Source organism: Pseudomonas sp. P8_229, from assembly GCF_034008635.1.
Taxonomy (GTDB): Bacteria; Pseudomonadota; Gammaproteobacteria; order Pseudomonadales; family Pseudomonadaceae; genus Aquipseudomonas.
On sequence record NZ_CP125378.1, the window covers coordinates 4789414 to 4806417 of the forward strand.

15 protein-coding genes are annotated in these 17004 nt (G+C 58.3%); 6 read left to right on the top strand and 9 right to left on the bottom strand.

The annotated features are described in order from the left end of the window. Positions 1–147 precede the first annotated feature (147 nt). Positions 148–606, top strand: a complete 459-nt coding sequence (locus QMK55_RS21700) for an REP-associated tyrosine transposase (RefSeq protein ID WP_320330275.1) — start codon at positions 148–150, stop codon at positions 604–606. A gap of 102 nt (positions 607–708) precedes the next feature. Here the strand turns inward: QMK55_RS21700 and QMK55_RS21705 are convergent, their stop codons facing one another. Continuing rightward, positions 709–1314, bottom strand: a complete 606-nt coding sequence (locus QMK55_RS21705) for a TetR/AcrR family transcriptional regulator (RefSeq protein WP_007969638.1) — start codon at positions 1312–1314, stop codon at positions 709–711. A gap of 134 nt (positions 1315–1448) precedes the next feature. On the opposite strand from QMK55_RS21705, the gene QMK55_RS21710 reads away from it, so the two are divergent. Further along, positions 1449–2363 carry a DUF808 domain-containing protein gene (locus QMK55_RS21710; RefSeq protein WP_320329939.1) on the top strand — a complete coding sequence of 305 codons (915 nt, stop codon included), beginning with the start codon at positions 1449–1451 and terminating at the stop codon, positions 2361–2363. A gap of 16 nt (positions 2364–2379) precedes the next feature. Here QMK55_RS21710 and QMK55_RS21715 read toward each other — a convergent pair whose 3' ends face one another. From QMK55_RS21715 to QMK55_RS21745, 7 genes are all read right to left on the bottom strand, one after another. Next, entirely contained in the window at positions 2380–3204 is an 825-nt protein-coding gene (locus QMK55_RS21715; protein ID WP_102355202.1) for a Cof-type HAD-IIB family hydrolase, read from the bottom strand. 72 nt (positions 3205–3276) lie between these two features. After that, the gene (locus QMK55_RS21720; protein ID WP_102355201.1) at positions 3277–3951 is read right to left on the bottom strand and encodes a formyltransferase family protein; all 675 of its coding nucleotides are present in this window, start codon (positions 3949–3951) and stop codon (positions 3277–3279) included. Beyond that, on the bottom strand, positions 3938–5797 hold the full coding sequence (locus QMK55_RS21725; RefSeq protein ID WP_320329940.1) for an aminotransferase class I/II-fold pyridoxal phosphate-dependent enzyme: 1860 nt from the start codon (positions 5795–5797) through the stop codon (positions 3938–3940). Before QMK55_RS21725 ends, QMK55_RS21720 begins: the two co-directional genes overlap by 14 nt. A gap of 10 nt (positions 5798–5807) precedes the next feature. Continuing rightward, positions 5808–7010 (bottom strand): hypothetical protein, encoded by a 1203-nt coding sequence (locus tag QMK55_RS21730; protein ID WP_102355199.1) that lies wholly within the window; start codon positions 7008–7010, stop codon positions 5808–5810. Between the two features lie 115 nt (positions 7011–7125). Then, positions 7126–8391 (bottom strand): MFS transporter, encoded by a 1266-nt coding sequence (locus QMK55_RS21735; RefSeq protein ID WP_102355198.1) that lies wholly within the window; start codon positions 8389–8391, stop codon positions 7126–7128. A gap of 593 nt (positions 8392–8984) precedes the next feature. Beyond that, positions 8985–9773, bottom strand: a complete 789-nt coding sequence (locus QMK55_RS21740; protein ID WP_007969640.1) for a VacJ family lipoprotein — start codon at positions 9771–9773, stop codon at positions 8985–8987. Next, on the bottom strand, positions 9766–11064 hold the full coding sequence (locus QMK55_RS21745; protein WP_102355197.1) for a serine/threonine protein kinase: 1299 nt from the start codon (positions 11062–11064) through the stop codon (positions 9766–9768). The genes QMK55_RS21740 and QMK55_RS21745 overlap by 8 nt, the downstream gene beginning before the upstream one ends. A 224-nt stretch (positions 11065–11288) precedes the next feature. Here QMK55_RS21745 and QMK55_RS21750 point away from each other — a divergent pair, with 224 nt between their 5' ends. Further along, on the top strand, positions 11289–11657 hold the full coding sequence (locus tag QMK55_RS21750; protein WP_102355196.1) for a hypothetical protein: 369 nt from the start codon (positions 11289–11291) through the stop codon (positions 11655–11657). 40 nt (positions 11658–11697) lie between these two features. On the opposite strand, the gene QMK55_RS21755 is transcribed toward QMK55_RS21750, so the two are convergent. Beyond that, on the bottom strand, positions 11698–13251 hold the full coding sequence (locus tag QMK55_RS21755) for a glycosyl hydrolase family 17 protein (protein WP_320329941.1): 1554 nt from the start codon (positions 13249–13251) through the stop codon (positions 11698–11700). 342 nt (positions 13252–13593) lie between these two features. Between QMK55_RS21755 and QMK55_RS21760 the strand changes: the two genes are divergently transcribed. From QMK55_RS21760 to QMK55_RS21770, 3 genes are all read left to right on the top strand, one after another. After that, positions 13594–14445: a glycine betaine ABC transporter substrate-binding protein gene (locus QMK55_RS21760; RefSeq protein ID WP_096796228.1), complete on the top strand. Its 852-nt coding sequence runs from the start codon at positions 13594–13596 to the stop codon at positions 14443–14445. Between the two features lie 306 nt (positions 14446–14751). Further along, the gene (locus QMK55_RS21765) at positions 14752–15063 is read left to right on the top strand and encodes a DUF485 domain-containing protein (protein WP_102355194.1); all 312 of its coding nucleotides are present in this window, start codon (positions 14752–14754) and stop codon (positions 15061–15063) included. Next, positions 15060–16718 carry a cation acetate symporter gene (locus QMK55_RS21770; RefSeq protein ID WP_320329942.1) on the top strand — a complete coding sequence of 553 codons (1659 nt, stop codon included), beginning with the start codon at positions 15060–15062 and terminating at the stop codon, positions 16716–16718. Before QMK55_RS21765 ends, QMK55_RS21770 begins: the two co-directional genes overlap by 4 nt. The last annotated feature ends 286 nt before the right edge of the window (positions 16719–17004 follow it).

The window sequence follows — 17004 nt, forward strand, 5'->3', positions numbered from 1 at the left end:
CACAAAGTGTCTGGACATCACAGATCCCTGTAGGAGTGAGCCTGCTCGCGATAGCCATCTACCAGACACATCCTGCCAACAGTTTGTCGCGCCCTCCTGAGTCGACAGCACTAGCCTTCTCCTGAACTGATCATGAGAGGCAAAGGAATGCCGAGTCTACCGGGAGCTTACCGATTGCGAGCCGGGCGCTATGCCGAAGCCAACCGAATCTATCTACTGACAACCAACACACTTGATCGTGAACCGATCTTTGCCGATTTCGCCTTGGGTCGATTGGTTGTTCAACAATTTCGACAGGCACAGGATCTCGGCGTGGCGAACTCATTGGCGTGGGTGGTCATGCCGGATCATTTTCACTGGCTAATTGAGTTGCAGAGAGGGTCGTTGAGCGAGTTGATGCAAAAGACCAAGTCGCTGAGTACCAAAGCGGTGAATCAGGCTACCGGTAGAGGTCCAGGCCTCTGGCAGAGAGGATTTCACGATAGGGCACTGCGACGGGAGGAGGATCTGGTGAAGGTGGCTCGGTACGTCGTCGCCAACCCCTTGCGGGCTGGTCTTGTTGAAAAACTGGGCGATTATCCGCTGTGGGATGCGATTTGGGTTTGAGCTGAAACCGTGTCGCCTCGATCGCGAGCAGGCTCACTCCTACAGGGGAATGCATTCCAAATGTAGGAGTGAGCCTGCTCGCGATGGCGTCACACCGGTCTATCAGTCCGGCTCACACCCTTTGAGCACCAACCGGATGATCGTCTGCGCCGCCGCCTCGTAATCCGCCTCGTCGAGCTTGTCCTTGCCGGTCACCGCAGAAATCTGCCAGTCGAAGTCGGCGTAGGTCTGGGTCGCGGCCCAGATGCTGAACATCAGGTGGTTGGGGTCGATCGGGGCGATCTGGCCGCGGTCGATCCAGCTCTGGATGCAGTCGATGTTGTGCTTGGCCTGGCTGTTGAGCTGCTCCACCAGGTCGGCACTCAGGTGCGGGGCGCCGTGCATGATTTCGCTGGCGAACACCTTGGAGGCGAAGGGCAGGTCGCGGGAGATGCGGATCTTCGAGCGGATGTAGCCGCTGAGCACTTCGCTCGGCACGCCGTCCGGGTTGAACGGGGTCGAGGCCTGCAGGATCGGCACGATGATACTTTCCAGGACCTCGCGGTAGAGGTTTTCCTTGGACTTGAAGTAGTAGTAGACGTTGGGCTTGGGCAATCCTGCCTTGGCGGCGATGTCGCTGGTTTTGGTCGCAGCGAAGCCCTTGTCGGCAAACTCCTCACTGGCGGCACGCAGGATCAGTTCTTTGTTGCGCTCGCGGATTGTGCTCATAAACCCGGTGGTTCCTTGCCTGTTCTGGCGGTTGCGCATGGTAGCACCGGCCTCGCGCATGGCTCAAGAATGCCCCGTGTGGCCCGCAGTCGCGGTATGCTGCGCGGCATTATTTACATAAGGAAACAAGATTCATGGCAGGAAGCAGTTTGCTGGTGCTGATCGACGATATCGCCACCGTTCTGGATGATGTGGCGTTGATGAGCAAAATGGCCGCGAAGAAGACCGCCGGCGTGCTCGGCGATGATCTGGCGCTCAATGCCCAGCAAGTCTCCGGCGTGCGCGCCGAGCGTGAAATCCCCGTGGTCTGGGCGGTGGCCAAGGGCTCGTTTCTCAACAAGCTGATTCTGGTGCCGTCGGCGCTGGCGATCAGCGCGTTCGTGCCGTGGCTGGTGACGCCGCTGCTGATGGTTGGCGGCGCCTATCTGTGTTTTGAAGGTTTCGAGAAGCTCGCGCACAAGTTCCTGCACAGCAAGACCGAAGATGACGCCGACCACGCGCAGTTGAGCGCGGCGGTGGCCGAGCCGACCACCGATCTGGTGGCCTACGAGAAGGACAAGATCAAAGGCGCAATCCGCACCGACTTCATCCTCTCGGCGGAAATCATCGCCATCACCCTCGGCACCGTGGCCGGCGCTTCGCTGACCCAGCAAGTGATCGTGATGTCCGGTATCGCGATTGTCATGACCGTCGGCGTTTATGGCCTGGTGGCCGGCATCGTCAAACTCGACGATCTGGGCCTGTGGCTGACGCAGAAATCCGCTTCGGCGGCGAAAAGCATCGGCAACGCGATCCTGCGCGCCGCGCCGTACATGATGAAAGGCCTGTCGGCGATCGGCACGGCGGCGATGTTTCTGGTCGGCGGCGGCATCCTCACCCACGGCATTCCTGTGCTGCATCACTGGATTGAAAGCGTGGGTGCGGCCGCTGGCAGCGCCGGGTTTGTGGTGCCGGTGCTGCTCAATGGAGTGGCCGGGATTATTGCCGGGGCCGTGGTGTTGCTCGCGGTGAGCCTGGTTGGCAAATTGTGCAAGGCCGTGCGGGCGTAAGGCCGCCCGCAGGTGTTCATGCCGGGAGATCAGCGCTCTTGAGCAGGTGCTTCGACAGGTAGTGCGCGACGGCTTCATCGGTGTATCGGCCGATGATCTCCGCCTCGGGCAGTGCCTGTCTCAACTCGGCATGTGCGTTGCCCATGAGCACGCCTTTGCCGACACCGGCCAACATGTCGACGTCATTCATTGCGTCACCAAAAGCGATGCAGGCCTGAATGGGCACGTTGAGGAATTCGGCCAGCTGCTTCAGGGCATTGCCCTTGGAAACGTCTCTGGCCATGACCTCCAGGCACCATGGAAACGTGAACACAGTGCCGATCTGATCGCCCAGCCGTTGTTCCAGCCGCGCCTGCAGCCTGAGCAGGGCGTCATGATCCTTGCTGCGCTGAAAGAAAAACACTTTCTGCACAGCATGCAGCGGCAGATTCTCGGCAGCGCAGAGTGTTGGCTGGAAGTCCGGGTTCTGGCTGAAGTCCTTCAGGTTTTCGTCTTCTCGACTCATCAGCCAGCCGGATCGGCAGTAAAGGTTGATCGTCAGATCGGTGTCTGCTCGGGTTTCCTCAAGCAATGTCTGGACAACGGCAGTCGATAATTCTGCGCTCAGAGCAAGCCCGCCACAGGCGCTGGAAATGCGCGCCCCATTGGCGGTGATCAGGTGAACCGGCGGGGACTGGCTGTCGAGCAGCGACTCGACGTCAGCCTGATGGCGACCCGTCGCCAGCACGATGTGATGACCTGCGCGGTTAAGGCGGTGAATCACGCTTTTGGTAAAGGCACCGAAAGTATCGCCTGGCAGCAGCAGCGTGCCATCCAGGTCAGAGGCAATAAGCAAGTACATCATGACTCCTTGGAAGGGATCGCCTGCCCACCCGATTGCCGCCTGTGCGGGCAATCGAGTGGCGTCGCAAGGCTACAGGCGTTCGAGCAATTTCAGAGATTGAGCTTTGGTGAAGGTCATTCGCTCTTCCAGCCGGTGATTGTCCTTTTCGTAGTAGATGCTCATGTCGGCATGCTCCTGCGGGACCGGAACGATGCGGTCGATCATCGGCAAGGTATCCATCAGCAACTGACGGGCGTATCCCATCGCGCGGGTATAGGTGTCGATCACTTCTTCGAACTCAGGGTAGATGCAGAAGGCCACCTGATTGAGGATCGGCCCCTCGTCTATGCCTTCGCTGATCTCGTGCAGCGTTGCGCCATGCATCCGCTCGCCATTCTTCAAAGCCCAGTTGACCGGGCGTACGCCGCGGTATTTGGGCAGGTAGGAAAGGTGCAGGTTGATAATTTTCGCGCAGCAGTCGATGAAGCGCTTGGGCAATATCCGCTTGTGGAAAATGACCAGGCAGAGGTCGCAGGCGAAGGTGCCGTCTGCATAACCTGGCAGGTCTTCGATCCGACCGCTTTCGATCACCTCGATGCCGTGCTCCCGGCAATACTCGATGAGCGTTCGCTCAGTGCTGACCGGCTCGAAAGGATCGGCCACCACGTACGACACCGTGTGATCGGGGGACGCGTTGAAGTATTCGCAGGCGAAGATGGCCAGTTCGCCCTTGCCGCAAATCACTACTTGCTCAGGCGAGTTCAACGGCGTTCTCCTTCGCTGGGCTGCTGATGTTTTTCTGCGCTGCCAGGTCCTGCATCACGTCGCTCAGGGCCTGGATCAACCGGGCGTTTTCGTCAGGCGTGCGGCAGGACACGCGGAAGTACTTGTCGGAGTCGGTATTGCGTTTGCCCGAGCACTCCTTGATGTACATATGGTGCTTGTCCAGCAACAACCTGGAAATGGTCTGGGCGTCAGAGTAATGAGCCTTGCAGTAAATGAAGTTTGCTTCGGTCTTGAAGCCGCTGATGCCCTCGATGGCGTCAAGCGCCTGTTGAAAGGCGCGAGTGTGACTGATGACTTGTTGGCAGCTGGCCAGGTATTCCTGCTGGTATTGCGGCAGATGCAACAGGAACTCCTCGGCAAAACCGTTGATGTTCCAGATCGGCAGCAGCGAGTTGATCAGCGCCAGCAAGGTCTGGTTGGCACTGGCCAGGTAGCCGATGCGAATACCGCCGATACCGAAGGTTTTGCTCATGCTGCGAATCACCACCAGGTTGGGGTGTTCGTCGAGCACGTTGAGCAAGGTGCTGTCGGCGTGGTTGGAGAAATCGAGGAACGATTCGTCGACGATCAGTGAGATATCCAGTTCCAGCAACTGCTCGGCAAGCGCCGACAGGGCCGAGGCGGGTGTCAGGGCGCCGGTCGGGTTGTTCGGTGATTCGATGATCACCACCTCAGGGCGCTGTTGCCGGCAGGTAGCGAGCAGCGCATCGATATCGATAGCGAAGTCGTCCTCCTCCCGCGTGTAGTGGCAGAGCGTGCGTTGTTCACCGAAGACGTTGGCGTATTCGTTGAAGGACGGCACGGTCACGAGCGCGCTGCCGGGATACACGGACGGTAGCAGCTTGATGATTTCAGCCGCGCCATTGGCTATGCACAGGTGTCTCGGGGAGACGCCGAGGAATTCGCAGAGTGACTCCTCGATGAGTCGTCTGGCGCCGGGGTAGTTGAGGAAGATGTGATCGAAGTTGTCCTTGATCTTGTCTTTCATCTGCTGTGGCGGGAAATGGAAGTTGTAGATCAAGGCGAAATCCAGCATCGGATAGCGCCAGTAACCACCGTGGCGGTTCTGGACGAAACCGAGGCGGTCACGACTGGAAATGTAGTTGCAGATCGTCAGGTCGTAATAGTTGTCGACCTCATACCATTCGGTTGCAGGGACAATGACCGTCTGAATATCCCACTTGCCCTCAAGCGAAGCTTTTTTGAAGACGTCTTCGTAGTAGGCGTTGAGGTTGTTTTTTCTGACGTTGCTGGCGAGTTGTTTTTTGATGTGCTCGGCGAACGTGGCTGACCCGACCTGGTACAGGTTGACGGTCTTGTATTGTCCGTCACGGGGCTCATGGCCGATGTCCTTGGTCGAGCCGAAGCCTTGCAGCTGAGTCTCTTCGAGGATGGCGTAGGTGCCTTCCATGTTCTTGCCCAGCGGCGACACCAGGGCGACCAGATCCCCCGGTTGCTGCAGCAACTGTTGCAGGCTGGAGGCCGAGAAGTAAATGTCACCCTCGATGATCAGGGTGTTCTGCGTAATGTGTTCGCGGGCCAGGTACAGCGAGTAGATGTTGTTGGTCGTGGCCCAGTCCGGGTTGCTCACGAATTCGAAGGTGATGGCGGTGTCCATCGCCCGAAGATGAGCGGTAATGGTCTCCGACTGATAGCCGATCACGACGACCACGTGTTTGATACCCAGCGTTTCGAGGTTGTTCAGGGCGTTGTCGATGAACGCGATATTGTTGGTCTTGACCAAGGGCTTGGGCGTGTGGCGCGTGCGCTTGCCCAGGCGGCTTCCGCGCCCGGCGCAAAGAATGATGGCTGTCTGATTATTCATTGTAATTTCCTTATTTAACGAAAATGAGTCCGGGCACCACGTGCTGGTACATCCACACGCCGTCGATCCTGCCGTGAAAGCTCTCCTCGCCGCCGCTGTCTCCACCGGTCTTGATCCCGGCCCCGAGGCCGAATGCATGGAAGTTTTCCAGCACTCGACCTTCGCGGGTGACCGGGTTGAGTTGCTGGTTGGTGAGCAATCCGAAATCGTCCTGTTGCAGTTCCAGCGCCGTGCCATCGACATCCAGTATCGGCACCAACCCGGCCTTGTATCCGGTGCTGTGGATCAGCAGGTCCGATTGCGCGATCAGGTTCAGGACCTGATCGGCAGAGGCCTGAGCGATGTCGACGATGTTCAGGTTGCGGATCAGGCCTTGTTTGATCTTGCGAGCGAATTCGAACGAGTCATATCGCAGGCCCGAATAACGATTGACCCTTTGGCTGGCCTGGCAAATATCGGCATCGACAAACGGATAGTGCTGTTCGCGCGCGGATGCAGGAGAGTCGAAGAACAGCTTGAAATCGCGCTTGGTCAGCAAGGTGATGGTGCCAGGGAAGTCCAGTTGCTCCACCAGGCGGATCAGGCAGGAAACGGCGCTGTGCGAAGAGCCGACAATGGCCAGGTTGTTGTATTGGCCACTTTGCAGCGCCTGGTCGTGTTCGCCCTTGAGCAGCGCGTCCGAATTGATGTTGTGTTGGGGGTGCTGCACGGTGGCTTGATTCAGCCGGCCACCGATGTTGAAGATGATTTTCTTGCACAACGCCTGTACGCGCTGGCCGTCGAGCAGATAGCTGACGCAGTAGTGACCCTGCGCGGTCAGATGGATGTCGCAGACGGTCGATTGCGTGGATATTTCGAAGCGTTTGTAGAGCGCCTTGTGCCGGGCCACATAGGTACCGATGTGTTCGAGGAAGCGCCCGACGTAGCGCAGCTCTACCGCCTCGCTCCGCCGCTCGGTGAAATACGCCCATTCTGGCGTCCCCTGCAGGAACCGACTCAGGTCGTCCGTGCGGTCCTGGAATTTTTCCAGAAAGACCCCGCCAAGCGAGTTGGCAGTAATCCGGTATTGACCGATCTCGCCGCTGCCCAATGTGCTGGATTTCTCAAGTATCAGGCAGCGCTGTATCTGTTCATTCTGAATAAGATCAGGCAACAGCGAGATGTTGGCGGGGCCGGCGCCACATAGGATGAGGTCATAAATCGGCGTATTCATGATGTTTTCCTGAAAGTTGAGAAGTTCGAGAAAATGGTTTTATTCAGGCAAAGAAACTCCGCGCCAACTTGATTGGCGTGCAGCGATGGAGCTTTGCAAGTTCTACGTCGAGTGATTAGCCCGTGGTGGGCGAAGTCTCGATGTTTGCTACTGGGCGAGCTGTTTCGTCCGTGGACTTCCTCAATCGGAAAATCCCCATGAAGATGAGCGTCATCAGCAGGCTGGACACTGTCAGGAATATATAAAGTGCGGTTCCGCTGAGGTTCTGTATGAACAGCCCGCCGACAATCGGCGAGAGAGAAAAGCCGATGCTGTATAACGATGCGGCACCAAAGTAGGCGCCTCGCAGATTAGGTGGCGCCAAGCTGTCGACAAACATGTTGATACACGGAAAGAGCAGGGTCTGGCTGATACTCATGAGCAATACAGCGCCATACCACAAGGGTTTGATGTCGACGTTGTGCGCAGCCAATGCAAAGCCGGCCTCGCCGAGGATCAACAGGGCCGAGCCAAGATAGATCTTGGTGTTCAGCGATACCGACGACAGCGCACTGGCAAGCGGCAACTGCAGTATCACGATCGTCGAGGCATGCAAGACAATCAACGAGGCGATAAAGGGCAGGTAGCCTTCGAAGGCCAGGGCGGCCATCAGCTGCGGCAAGCTGGAGTCAAAACTGCCAAAGATGAACATCATGATGATGTTGTTGATCACCAGCGCCAGGAACAGATGGTCTTTGGCGAGCACGCCCATGGTGCTTTTGAAACTGGTGGTATTGACCGCCTTGAGGGTTACGCCTTTACCGAAGATCACCACGCCGACCAGCAGCAGTACATAGGACAGGGTCACCAGGACGAAGGACAGTGAGTCGGCGGAGATTCCCAGCTTGAGCCCGAAGTAGGGGCCTGTCGCCGCACCGGCGTTGAGGAAAAAGTAGCGCAGATGCATGGCGCGCTCGACCAGAGGCCGAGATTCGATGACATCGCCGATGATGGTTTTGATCGGGTTGTTGACCAGTGCCCACGACAGGTTTGCCAGTAGAGTCCCGGCAATGTAGCCATAAGCGCTGCTGCTGATGCCCAGTAGCAGATAAGAACTCGCAGCCACGACGCAGCCCAGCACGATGATTTTCAAACGGCCGATTTTGTCCGACAGGTAACCGCTGTAAAAACTCGCTACCGACGACAGGGCGATGGACAGGGTCAGGATCAGGCCGATAAACGTCGCACTGAAACCAAACCGGGCGTACAGCACGATCGAGATAAACGGCCAGACCATCATTGAAGTTGCACGGGTGACAAAGGTGCCGATAAACAATATCCAGATGAACAGTGGCATCTCGGAGATATATTGGGTGATACCGCTTTTTAATGAAGTATGCATGTGGATGACGGCCGTTTTTCAAACCCGCGACAAGTGCAGATTGAAGTGGTTGGATCAATGCATTGCCGACGCTGATCGCTGTAGTAATTCATCCGCAGCTAATTGAAAGTGCACGACACACACTGCCATCCGGGCGGCATAATGAAATGTATCGATGGATGTATTACTGATAAGCCGAGCGACAGGCTATGCGCAAGTTCCGCTGAGTCTTGAATAATAAAGTCCGCTGCGACCTACGGGTTGCAGATGTCGGGTAGACCAGCGTCGAAAGGGAGGATAAGGGAGAGCCGATATCATTCCTTGAATATCGTTGAACACGTCATTGCATCCTTTGCAGTGTTGAACCGAGTCTACATAAGCTGTCACAGAATGTTAATAAAAAATTCACATTTAAATTTTTATGTTCGATTTCGAATCTGCTTGTGGCTTTGACTCACGAGTTCGTTAAGCGCGCGGGGCCTGTCTGAAAGACGAAATGACGGCGTCAGTCTTTAGCCGGGCGGGCGCAGAAGGGCGGGCATGAGAAAAATGTCGGACGTGAAGACGCGCTGGCAAGCTCGACGGGTCGACGCTTGCCAGCGGTTGGAAGGGTTTTACTCGGCAATCTGCAATTTGCGCGATTCGGTGTACACGTAACGCACTTTCTCGTACTCGAACGGGGAGTTCATCTGGCCGTAGCGGAAGTTGGTCTGGTAGCGCTTGTCGACGGCGCGCAGGGCCCAGATCTCAGGATGGTTGGAGCTGACTTCCGATACGTTCAGGTAGTTGATCGCCGATTCGGCGGTGTAGTCCACAGCCAGGCCGGCGGTATCACGAATGTTCGACGGGCCGAGGATCGGCAGCACGAAGTAGGCACCGCCCGGTACGCCGTAGAAGCCCAGGGTCTGGCCGAAGTCTTCGCTCTGACGTGGCAGGCCCATGGCGGTTGCAGGGTCCCACAGACCGGCGATGCCGATGGTGGTGTTGAGCAACAGGCGCGCGGTGGTTTCCATCGAACGCTTGCCCTTGAACTGCAGCAGGCTGTTGACCAGGTTCGGCACGTCGCCGAGGTTGTTGAAGAAGTTGCTCACCCCGGTGCGCAGGAAGCTTGGCGTCACGTAGCGATAACCATCGACCACCGGCAGGAACACCCATTGGTCGAAGCGGTAGTTGAAGTGGTAGACGCGGCGGTTCCACGACTCCAGCGGGTCATAGACGTTGAGTGCGTTGAGTGTCGAGCGCTCGAACTCACGCTGATCCAGCCCCGGGTTGAACTTGAGTTTGGACAGCGGCTCCTTGAAGCCGTCGCTGTCGACCACTACCGGCGCGTTGGCTTTGCTGTTGTCGGCCTGGGCCACGCCTGCACTGAGGAGCGCTGCAATCAGCAGGAGATATTTAGCCACGGAAGAACTCCAGCATGGCGTCGCTGTTGACGCGGTAGTTAAGGTTGCCGCAATGGCCGCCGTACGGATAAACGGTCAGGCGATCGCCGAAGGTCTTGCGCAGGAAGCCCAGGTCGCCGGGGCCGAGGATCACGTCGTCGGCGTTGTGCATGACGGCGATTTTCGGGCTGTCATGCAGGTAGTCCTTGAGGGCGTAAAGGCTGACTTGGTCGATCAGCTGCAGCAGGCTGCCGCCATCGGTACGGGCGCGCCACATCGGGATCACTTGATCGGTCAGGTAGCAGTCGAAATCGCATTGCAGCGCACGCTTGAGAAACGGCGTGAGGCTGGTGCCTTCGGTGATCGGAAATTTCGGCGGGGTGATCAGGCCGCGACGGTTGATCAGGTCCGAAGTAAAGGCAATGTCGGCCGCCGAGAAGCGGAACGAGGTGCCGATCAGCATCGCCATCTGCTCGTTGGTCAGGTGCTGCTTGGACTGCTGGAAGTCATAGAGCAGGGCGTCGTTGAGGTCAATGTAGCCCTTCTGCTGGAAGTAGCGGGTCAGCTTGCCCAGTACCAACTCATAGAACGTGGTGCTGTTGTTGATGCCTTTCACCTCGGTTTGTACCAGCTTGTCGAGGTTGGTGACCGAGGTGTAGAGGTTGACCGGCGGGTTGAGCAGCAGGACTTTCTTGAAGTTGAAGCTGCGCCGGGTTTCGTCCAGGTGTGCGACGAACGCGGCATCCAGGGCGCCGAGGCTGTAGCCGCTGAGGTAGTACTCGGTGACCGGCAGTTTCGGATGCTGCGCGCGCACGGCCTGCATCACCCGGTACATGTCTTCGGCGTCTTCCTTGGTGATACCGGGTGTGGCGAAGCGTGAGGCGGCGCTGATGAAGTCGAAACTGGTCGGCGACGACAGTTGCACGACGTGGTAGCCGGCCTTGTAGTAGAGCTTCTTCAGGTATTCGTTGAGCGTGCTGTCAAAGCGGGCGCCGGTGCCGGCGATCAGGAAGATCAGCGGGGCCGGCTTGTCCTGCTCGGCGATGCGGTAGGTAAGTTTCTTCACTGCCCAGAAATTGTCCGGGAGGATGAAGGCCCGCTCCGGGCGCAGGGTGATGCTGTGGTCGGATTGGTTGATGTCGTCGTTGGACGGCAGTTCCGGGCGCAGATCAGGCGGCGTCGTGGCGATGGTCGCCTCGAACGGGTTGGTCAGGGGATAGCCATAGCTGGCGGCATCGATATCCACCGCCAGTGCGGACGCACTTAGAATAAGGCCGCTGAACAGCGCGGCGAAGCGCAAGGAACGGAGCATGACTAGATCCCTTAGAGGAAAGTGCCGAATGAGGTTCGCAGGCTATGACCACCGGGTTTGCGCCAAAGTGCCATGCGGCGGCACCAAACAGGCAGAATTCGGAGTAATAGTAGCTGGACGATACACTTTGCACGTCGCGGATGACCAGTTAACAGTTGTTAGTGCTTGCCAACGGTGCAAGTCCGATTAAGCTGGCCGCCGATTTCCGTAGATTGGAGTGATTCATGTCCCGCCGCTTGCCCGTGATCCTGTTGCTCGTTCTGCTGCCGTTATGGCTGGCGGCCAGTTATGGCGCGCGTTATGGCTTCATGGAGGACGGACAGTGGGTCGGCATCTGCGTCGATGAAGCGAGCCGTTGGGAATGCTCGGTGCGCTCGAACCTGGGGCTGATGATTCACTTCAAGGTGTTGGGCTGGACCGCACTGGGTGCGGCGCTGCTCGGTTTTGTCCTGCCTGGGCGGGCAGGGTGGTGGTTGGCGGTATTGGCCCTGGTGTTCGGCCTGCCGGCGCTGGCGTTGTACAACACCACGTTGGCGGTGTTTGCGCTGGTGATTGGCGGGTTGCGACTGGTCCGCGAGTCCCGTAGCGCCTGATCCTCAGCTATCGCGAGCAGGCTCATACGGCCAATGAAGATCAGTTGTTGCGAACCCGCAGGCAGCGCCACAACGCCGCCACCATCAACCCACTGACCAGCGCCCAGCCCCACGCCTGCTGATTCAACAATCCTTCTTCATACAGCTGCGGCGCGATGCCGGCGCCGATGATGAAGGTCAGCAGGGCGATTTCCCGGCGCGGCACGCTAACCGGGCGGCACACGTACACCAGCGCCGGCAGGATGAACGCCATGCTGGCGAAGCTGCGATAACGGGCGTCGAACACCATCTCCAGCATCATCACCGCTGCGGCAAAACCGGCCACGGCGACCAGCCATCCGGCGCGGCGCTCCAGCAGGTTGAACGCGCGTTCACGCCAACCCTGGCGGGCGCTCAAGGTCAGCGCAGCATGCGCCAGCACCAGCAGGTTCAACACGGTCAGCAAGCCAACCCACAGCCATTCGCTGGCAAACCGCGTGGTCACTCGCGCCAGATCGCCCCAGGCGCCGATCGAGCAGGCAGCCACTGCACCGAGCAGCGGCAGGATCAATGCCGATTGTGTACTGCGCACCCGACCGCCGAGCAGCAGCGTACCGAGGAAAATCAGCCCACCGACGCCCAGCCATTCCTTCCAGTACGGCACGTTGGTCACCGGCCCGGCGAGTACGCCCTTGTCCTGGCGATCGGCATCGAACAGGCCCCAGTAACCACCGACCGCGCCTTCGCTGCCGCGCTTCCATGGCTGGTCGAACGCCTCGATCAGGTTGTAGTGCCAGCCTTCCTTTTCGGCCATCGCGACAAAACCACGAATGAACTTGGCTTCATTGACCCGGCTCGGCAGGGCGGTCTCGCGCTGGCGGCCTTCGCTAGGCCAGCCGGTCTCGCCGATCATCACGTCCTTGGGCGCGAACTTGTTGCCGAACACCTGACGTACATCCGCCACGTGTTGCAGGGCGGCGTCGATGTTCGACGGATCGTCTTCCCAGTACGGCAACAGGTGAATGGTCAGGAAATCCACCGCCGGCGCAACTTCCGGATGCTTGAGCCAGAACTCCCAGACATCGGCATACGTGACCGGTTGCCTGACCTGGCTTTTGACCTTGTTGATCAGCCTGGCCAGTTGCGCGCCGGTGACTTCCTTGCGCAGCAAGGCTTCGTTGCCGACGATCACTGCGCTGACCACGTCCGGATTGGCGTTGGCCGAGGCGATCAGCAGGTCGACTTCCTTTTCAGTGTCCACCGGGTTGCTGTTGACCCAGGCACCGATCATCAATTTCAAACCGTGCTTGCGCGCCAGCTCAGGCAGGGCGTCGAGGCCGGTCATCGAGTAGGTGCGGATGCATTCGAAGCGCGTCGCCAGCAGGGCGAGGTCGGCGTCCATGCGCTCCGGACGCAGCTTGAACGGCACGTCGAACGGCGACTGATCCTTGTCGAACGGCGTGTAGGAGGCACATTGCAACTTGTGCGTCGGGGTCGCGGCGTCCGGCAGGATCACCGGTTTGCCGAGGCCGTACCAGAAACCGCCAAGGGCAAACAGGCCGAGCAGGCAAGCGAAGAGATAGGGAACAAACGGGAAGCGGGAAGTCGCGGACATGGTCAGGCCGAGTGGCTACAAAGCGACGCATGTTACCTGCATTTATCCACGGGTTGGTGGCCTGCATCATTTGCCCATGCAAAGTTCGGGCGGATTATCTGGCGTCATTTATTCAGCTGCGATTAATGGCTTTCTGATGTCGTTTCTCGTTGTCTTGAGGTCGTTGCCAGAGCAGGTCGCGTTTGGCGTCAGGCCGATGATCGAAAGCGTCAGTACCCTTATAGAAACGACGGCTGATGTTCTAACGAGTTTGCGGTCAGGCGTGATGGGGGCGCTGTGCACCATAACAATACGTTGACGATGTCCGGCATCCGTCGGGCGCAGCATTTCGGGGAAGTAACGATGAAGATGCGACGACTTTTAGGCGCAGGTGCCGCTCTGGTGCTTGCGATGAGTTCCACTTTCGCCAGCGCTGAAAAACAGACCCTGAACATCGGTTACGTTGACGGCTGGTCCGACAGCGTCGCGACCACCCACGTGGCGGCCGAAGTGATCAAGCAGAAACTCGGCTACGACGTGAAACTGCAAGCCGTCGCCACCGGGATCATGTGGCAGGGCGTGGCCACCGGCAAACTCGATGCGATGCTTTCGGCGTGGCTGCCGGTCACCCACGGCGAATACTGGACGAAGAACAAGGATCTGGTCGTCGATTACGGCCCGAACTTCAAGGATGCGAAAATCGGCCTGATCGTGCCCGAGTACGTCAAAGCGAAATCGATCGAAGACCTGAAAACCGACGACAGCTTCAAAAACCGTATTGTCGGCATCGACGCCGGGTCAGGCGTGATGCTCAAGACCGATCAGGCAATCAAGGATTACGGCCTCGATAAGTACACCCTCAAGGCCAGTTCCGGCGCCGGCATGATTGCCGAGCTGACCCGTGCCGAGAAGAAGAACGAATCGATTGCCGTCACCGGCTGGGTGCCGCACTGGATGTTCGCCAAATGGAAACTGCGCTTCCTCGATGACCCGAAAGGCGTGTACGGCGCGGCTGAAACCGTGAACAGCATCGGCAGCAAGGAACTCGCCACCAAGGCCCCGGAAGTGGCCAAGTTCCTGAAAAACTTCCAGTGGGCGTCGAAAGACGAGATCGGCGAAGTCATGCTGGCGATTCAGGACGGCGCCAAACCTGAAGCCGCGGCCAAGGATTGGGTCGCCAAACACCCGGATCGCGTAGCCGACTGGACCAAATAACCCCAACACCGCAATACCCCCTGTAGGAGTGAGCCTGCTCGCGATAGCGTCCTGTCAGTTGATACAAACGTCGACTGATACAACGCCATCGCGAGCAGGCTCACTCCTACATTTGTTTCTGGCCAACCCTCACCTGCAGGGTTTGCGGCTGTTTCAGCGCCGCTTTCCAATTATTTCGTCTATTTACAGTCCAAAAATTGGCGAAAGTGTCATGTCGTTCTAATACTAAGGTCGTCTGTTACCTCTCCCACAGCCGCATACATTAGCTATGTTCCAACAATAATTTGTGCTGCGAGGATAAAAACAATGAACGACAGCATTTACCTCTCGATTCAAAACAGCCCGCGCTTCAAGGAGCTGGTGAAGAAAAGGGAACGATTCGCCTGGATACTTTCGGCGATCATGCTAGGGCTTTACTCCGCCTTCATCCTGCTGATCGCTTACGGGCCGCAAGTGCTCGGTGCCAAGATCAGTCCTGAATCATCCATCACCTGGGGCATTCCGATCGGCGTCGGCCTGATTGTCTCGGCCTTCGTCCTGACCGCTATCTACGTACGACGCGCCAATGGCGAGTTTGACGACCTGAACAATGCGATTCTCAAGGAGGCTCAGCAATGATCCGGCGTCTACTGGCTCTTTTGAGCATCGCAGCGTTCGCTCCGGCAGTCTGGGCCGCTGACGCCTTGTCCGGCGAAGTCCACAAACAACCACTCAACGTCGCCGCGATCGCCATGTTCGTGGTGTTCGTCGGGGCGACCCTGTGCATCACCTACTGGGCGTCCAAGCGCAACAAATCGGCCGCCGACTACTATGCGGCGGGCGGCAAGATCACCGGGTTCCAGAACGGTCTGGCGATCGCCGGTGACTACATGTCGGCGGCGTCCTTCCTGGGGATTTCCGCGCTGGTGTTCACCTCCGGCTACGATGGCCTGATCTACTCGATCGGCTTCCTGGTGGGCTGGCCGATCATTCTGTTCCTGATCGCCGAGCGCCTGCGTAACCTGGGTAAATACACCTTTGCCGACGTGGCGTCCTATCGCCTCGGGCAAACCCAGATCCGCACCCTGTCTGCCTGCGGTTCGCTGGTGGTGGTGGCGTTCTACCTGATCGCGCAAATGGTCGGTGCCGGCAAGCTGATCCAGCTGCTGTTCGGTCTCGACTACTACGTCGCGGTGATTCTGGTCGGCATCCTGATGTGCATGTACGTGCTGTTCGGCGGCATGCTGGCGACCACCTGGGTGCAGATCATCAAGGCGGTGCTGTTGCTGTCCGGTGCCTCGTTCATGGCGCTGATGGTGATGAAGCACGTCAACTTCGACTTCAACATGCTGTTCTCCGAGGCGATCAAGGTTCACCCTAAAGGTGAGGCGATCATGAGCCCGGGCGGCCTGGTGAAAGATCCGGTTTCGGCGTTCTCCCTCGGTCTGGCGCTGATGTTCGGCACCGCTGGCCTGCCGCACATCCTGATGCGCTTCTTCACTGTGAGTGACGCAAAAGAAGCGCGCAAGAGCGTGCTGTACGCTACCGGCTTCATTGGCTACTTCTACATCCTGACCTTCATCATCGGCTTCGGCGCGATCCTGCTGGTCAGCACCAACCCTGCCTTCAAGGATGCAGCGGGCGCTCTGCTCGGCGGCAACAACATGGCGGCGGTGCATCTGGCTGACGCGGTGGGCGGCAGTATTTTCCTTGGCTTCATCTCGGCGGTGGCGTTCGCGACCATTCTGGCGGTTGTGGCAGGACTGACCCTGGCCGGTGCTTCGGCGGTGTCGCACGATCTGTATGCCAGTGTGATCAAGAAGGGCAAAGCCAACGACAAGGATGAGATTCGCGTTTCGAAGATCACCACCATCGCACTGGGCGTGCTGGCTATCGGCCTGGGCATCCTGTTCGAAAGCCAGAACATTGCGTTCATGGTTGGCCTGGCGTTCTCGATTGCGGCGAGCTGTAACTTCCCTGTGCTGCTGCTTTCGATGTACTGGAAGAAGCTGACCACCCGCGGTGCGATGGTGGGTGGCTGGCTGGGTCTGGTGAGTGCGGTGGGTCTGATGATCCTCGGCCCGACCATCTGGGTGCAGATCCTGCATCACGAGAAGGCGATCTTTCCGTACGAGTATCCGGCGTTGTTCTCGATGGTTATCGCATTCATCGGCATCTGGTTCTTCTCGATCACCGACAAGTCGGCGGCGGCCGAGAACGAGCGGGCGCTGTTCTTCCCGCAGTTTGTGCGTTCGCAGACGGGGTTGGGGGCGAGTGGGGCTGTGTCTCACTGATTGCTTAATGCTTGTGTGAACGTTGTACTGAATGCCCCGGTTGAGAGATCGGGGCATTTTTTTGTGGGCGGTTATCGGGCGGGGGCTTCGTGTTTGGTGCTTATTGAGTACATATCCGTTGCTGCGGTAACGGCTTCTTAGGGTTCCGCCCTTACGGCGGGTCACCTTTTCCAAACGCCGAAAAGGTAACCCAAAAGGCTTGCTCCTACGTGCGGCCCGCTCGCTGGGGCTCGGGGTTCCTTCGCTCCGGGATTGATCCGGGCGCAGCGCCTACGGTTTGCTTCGC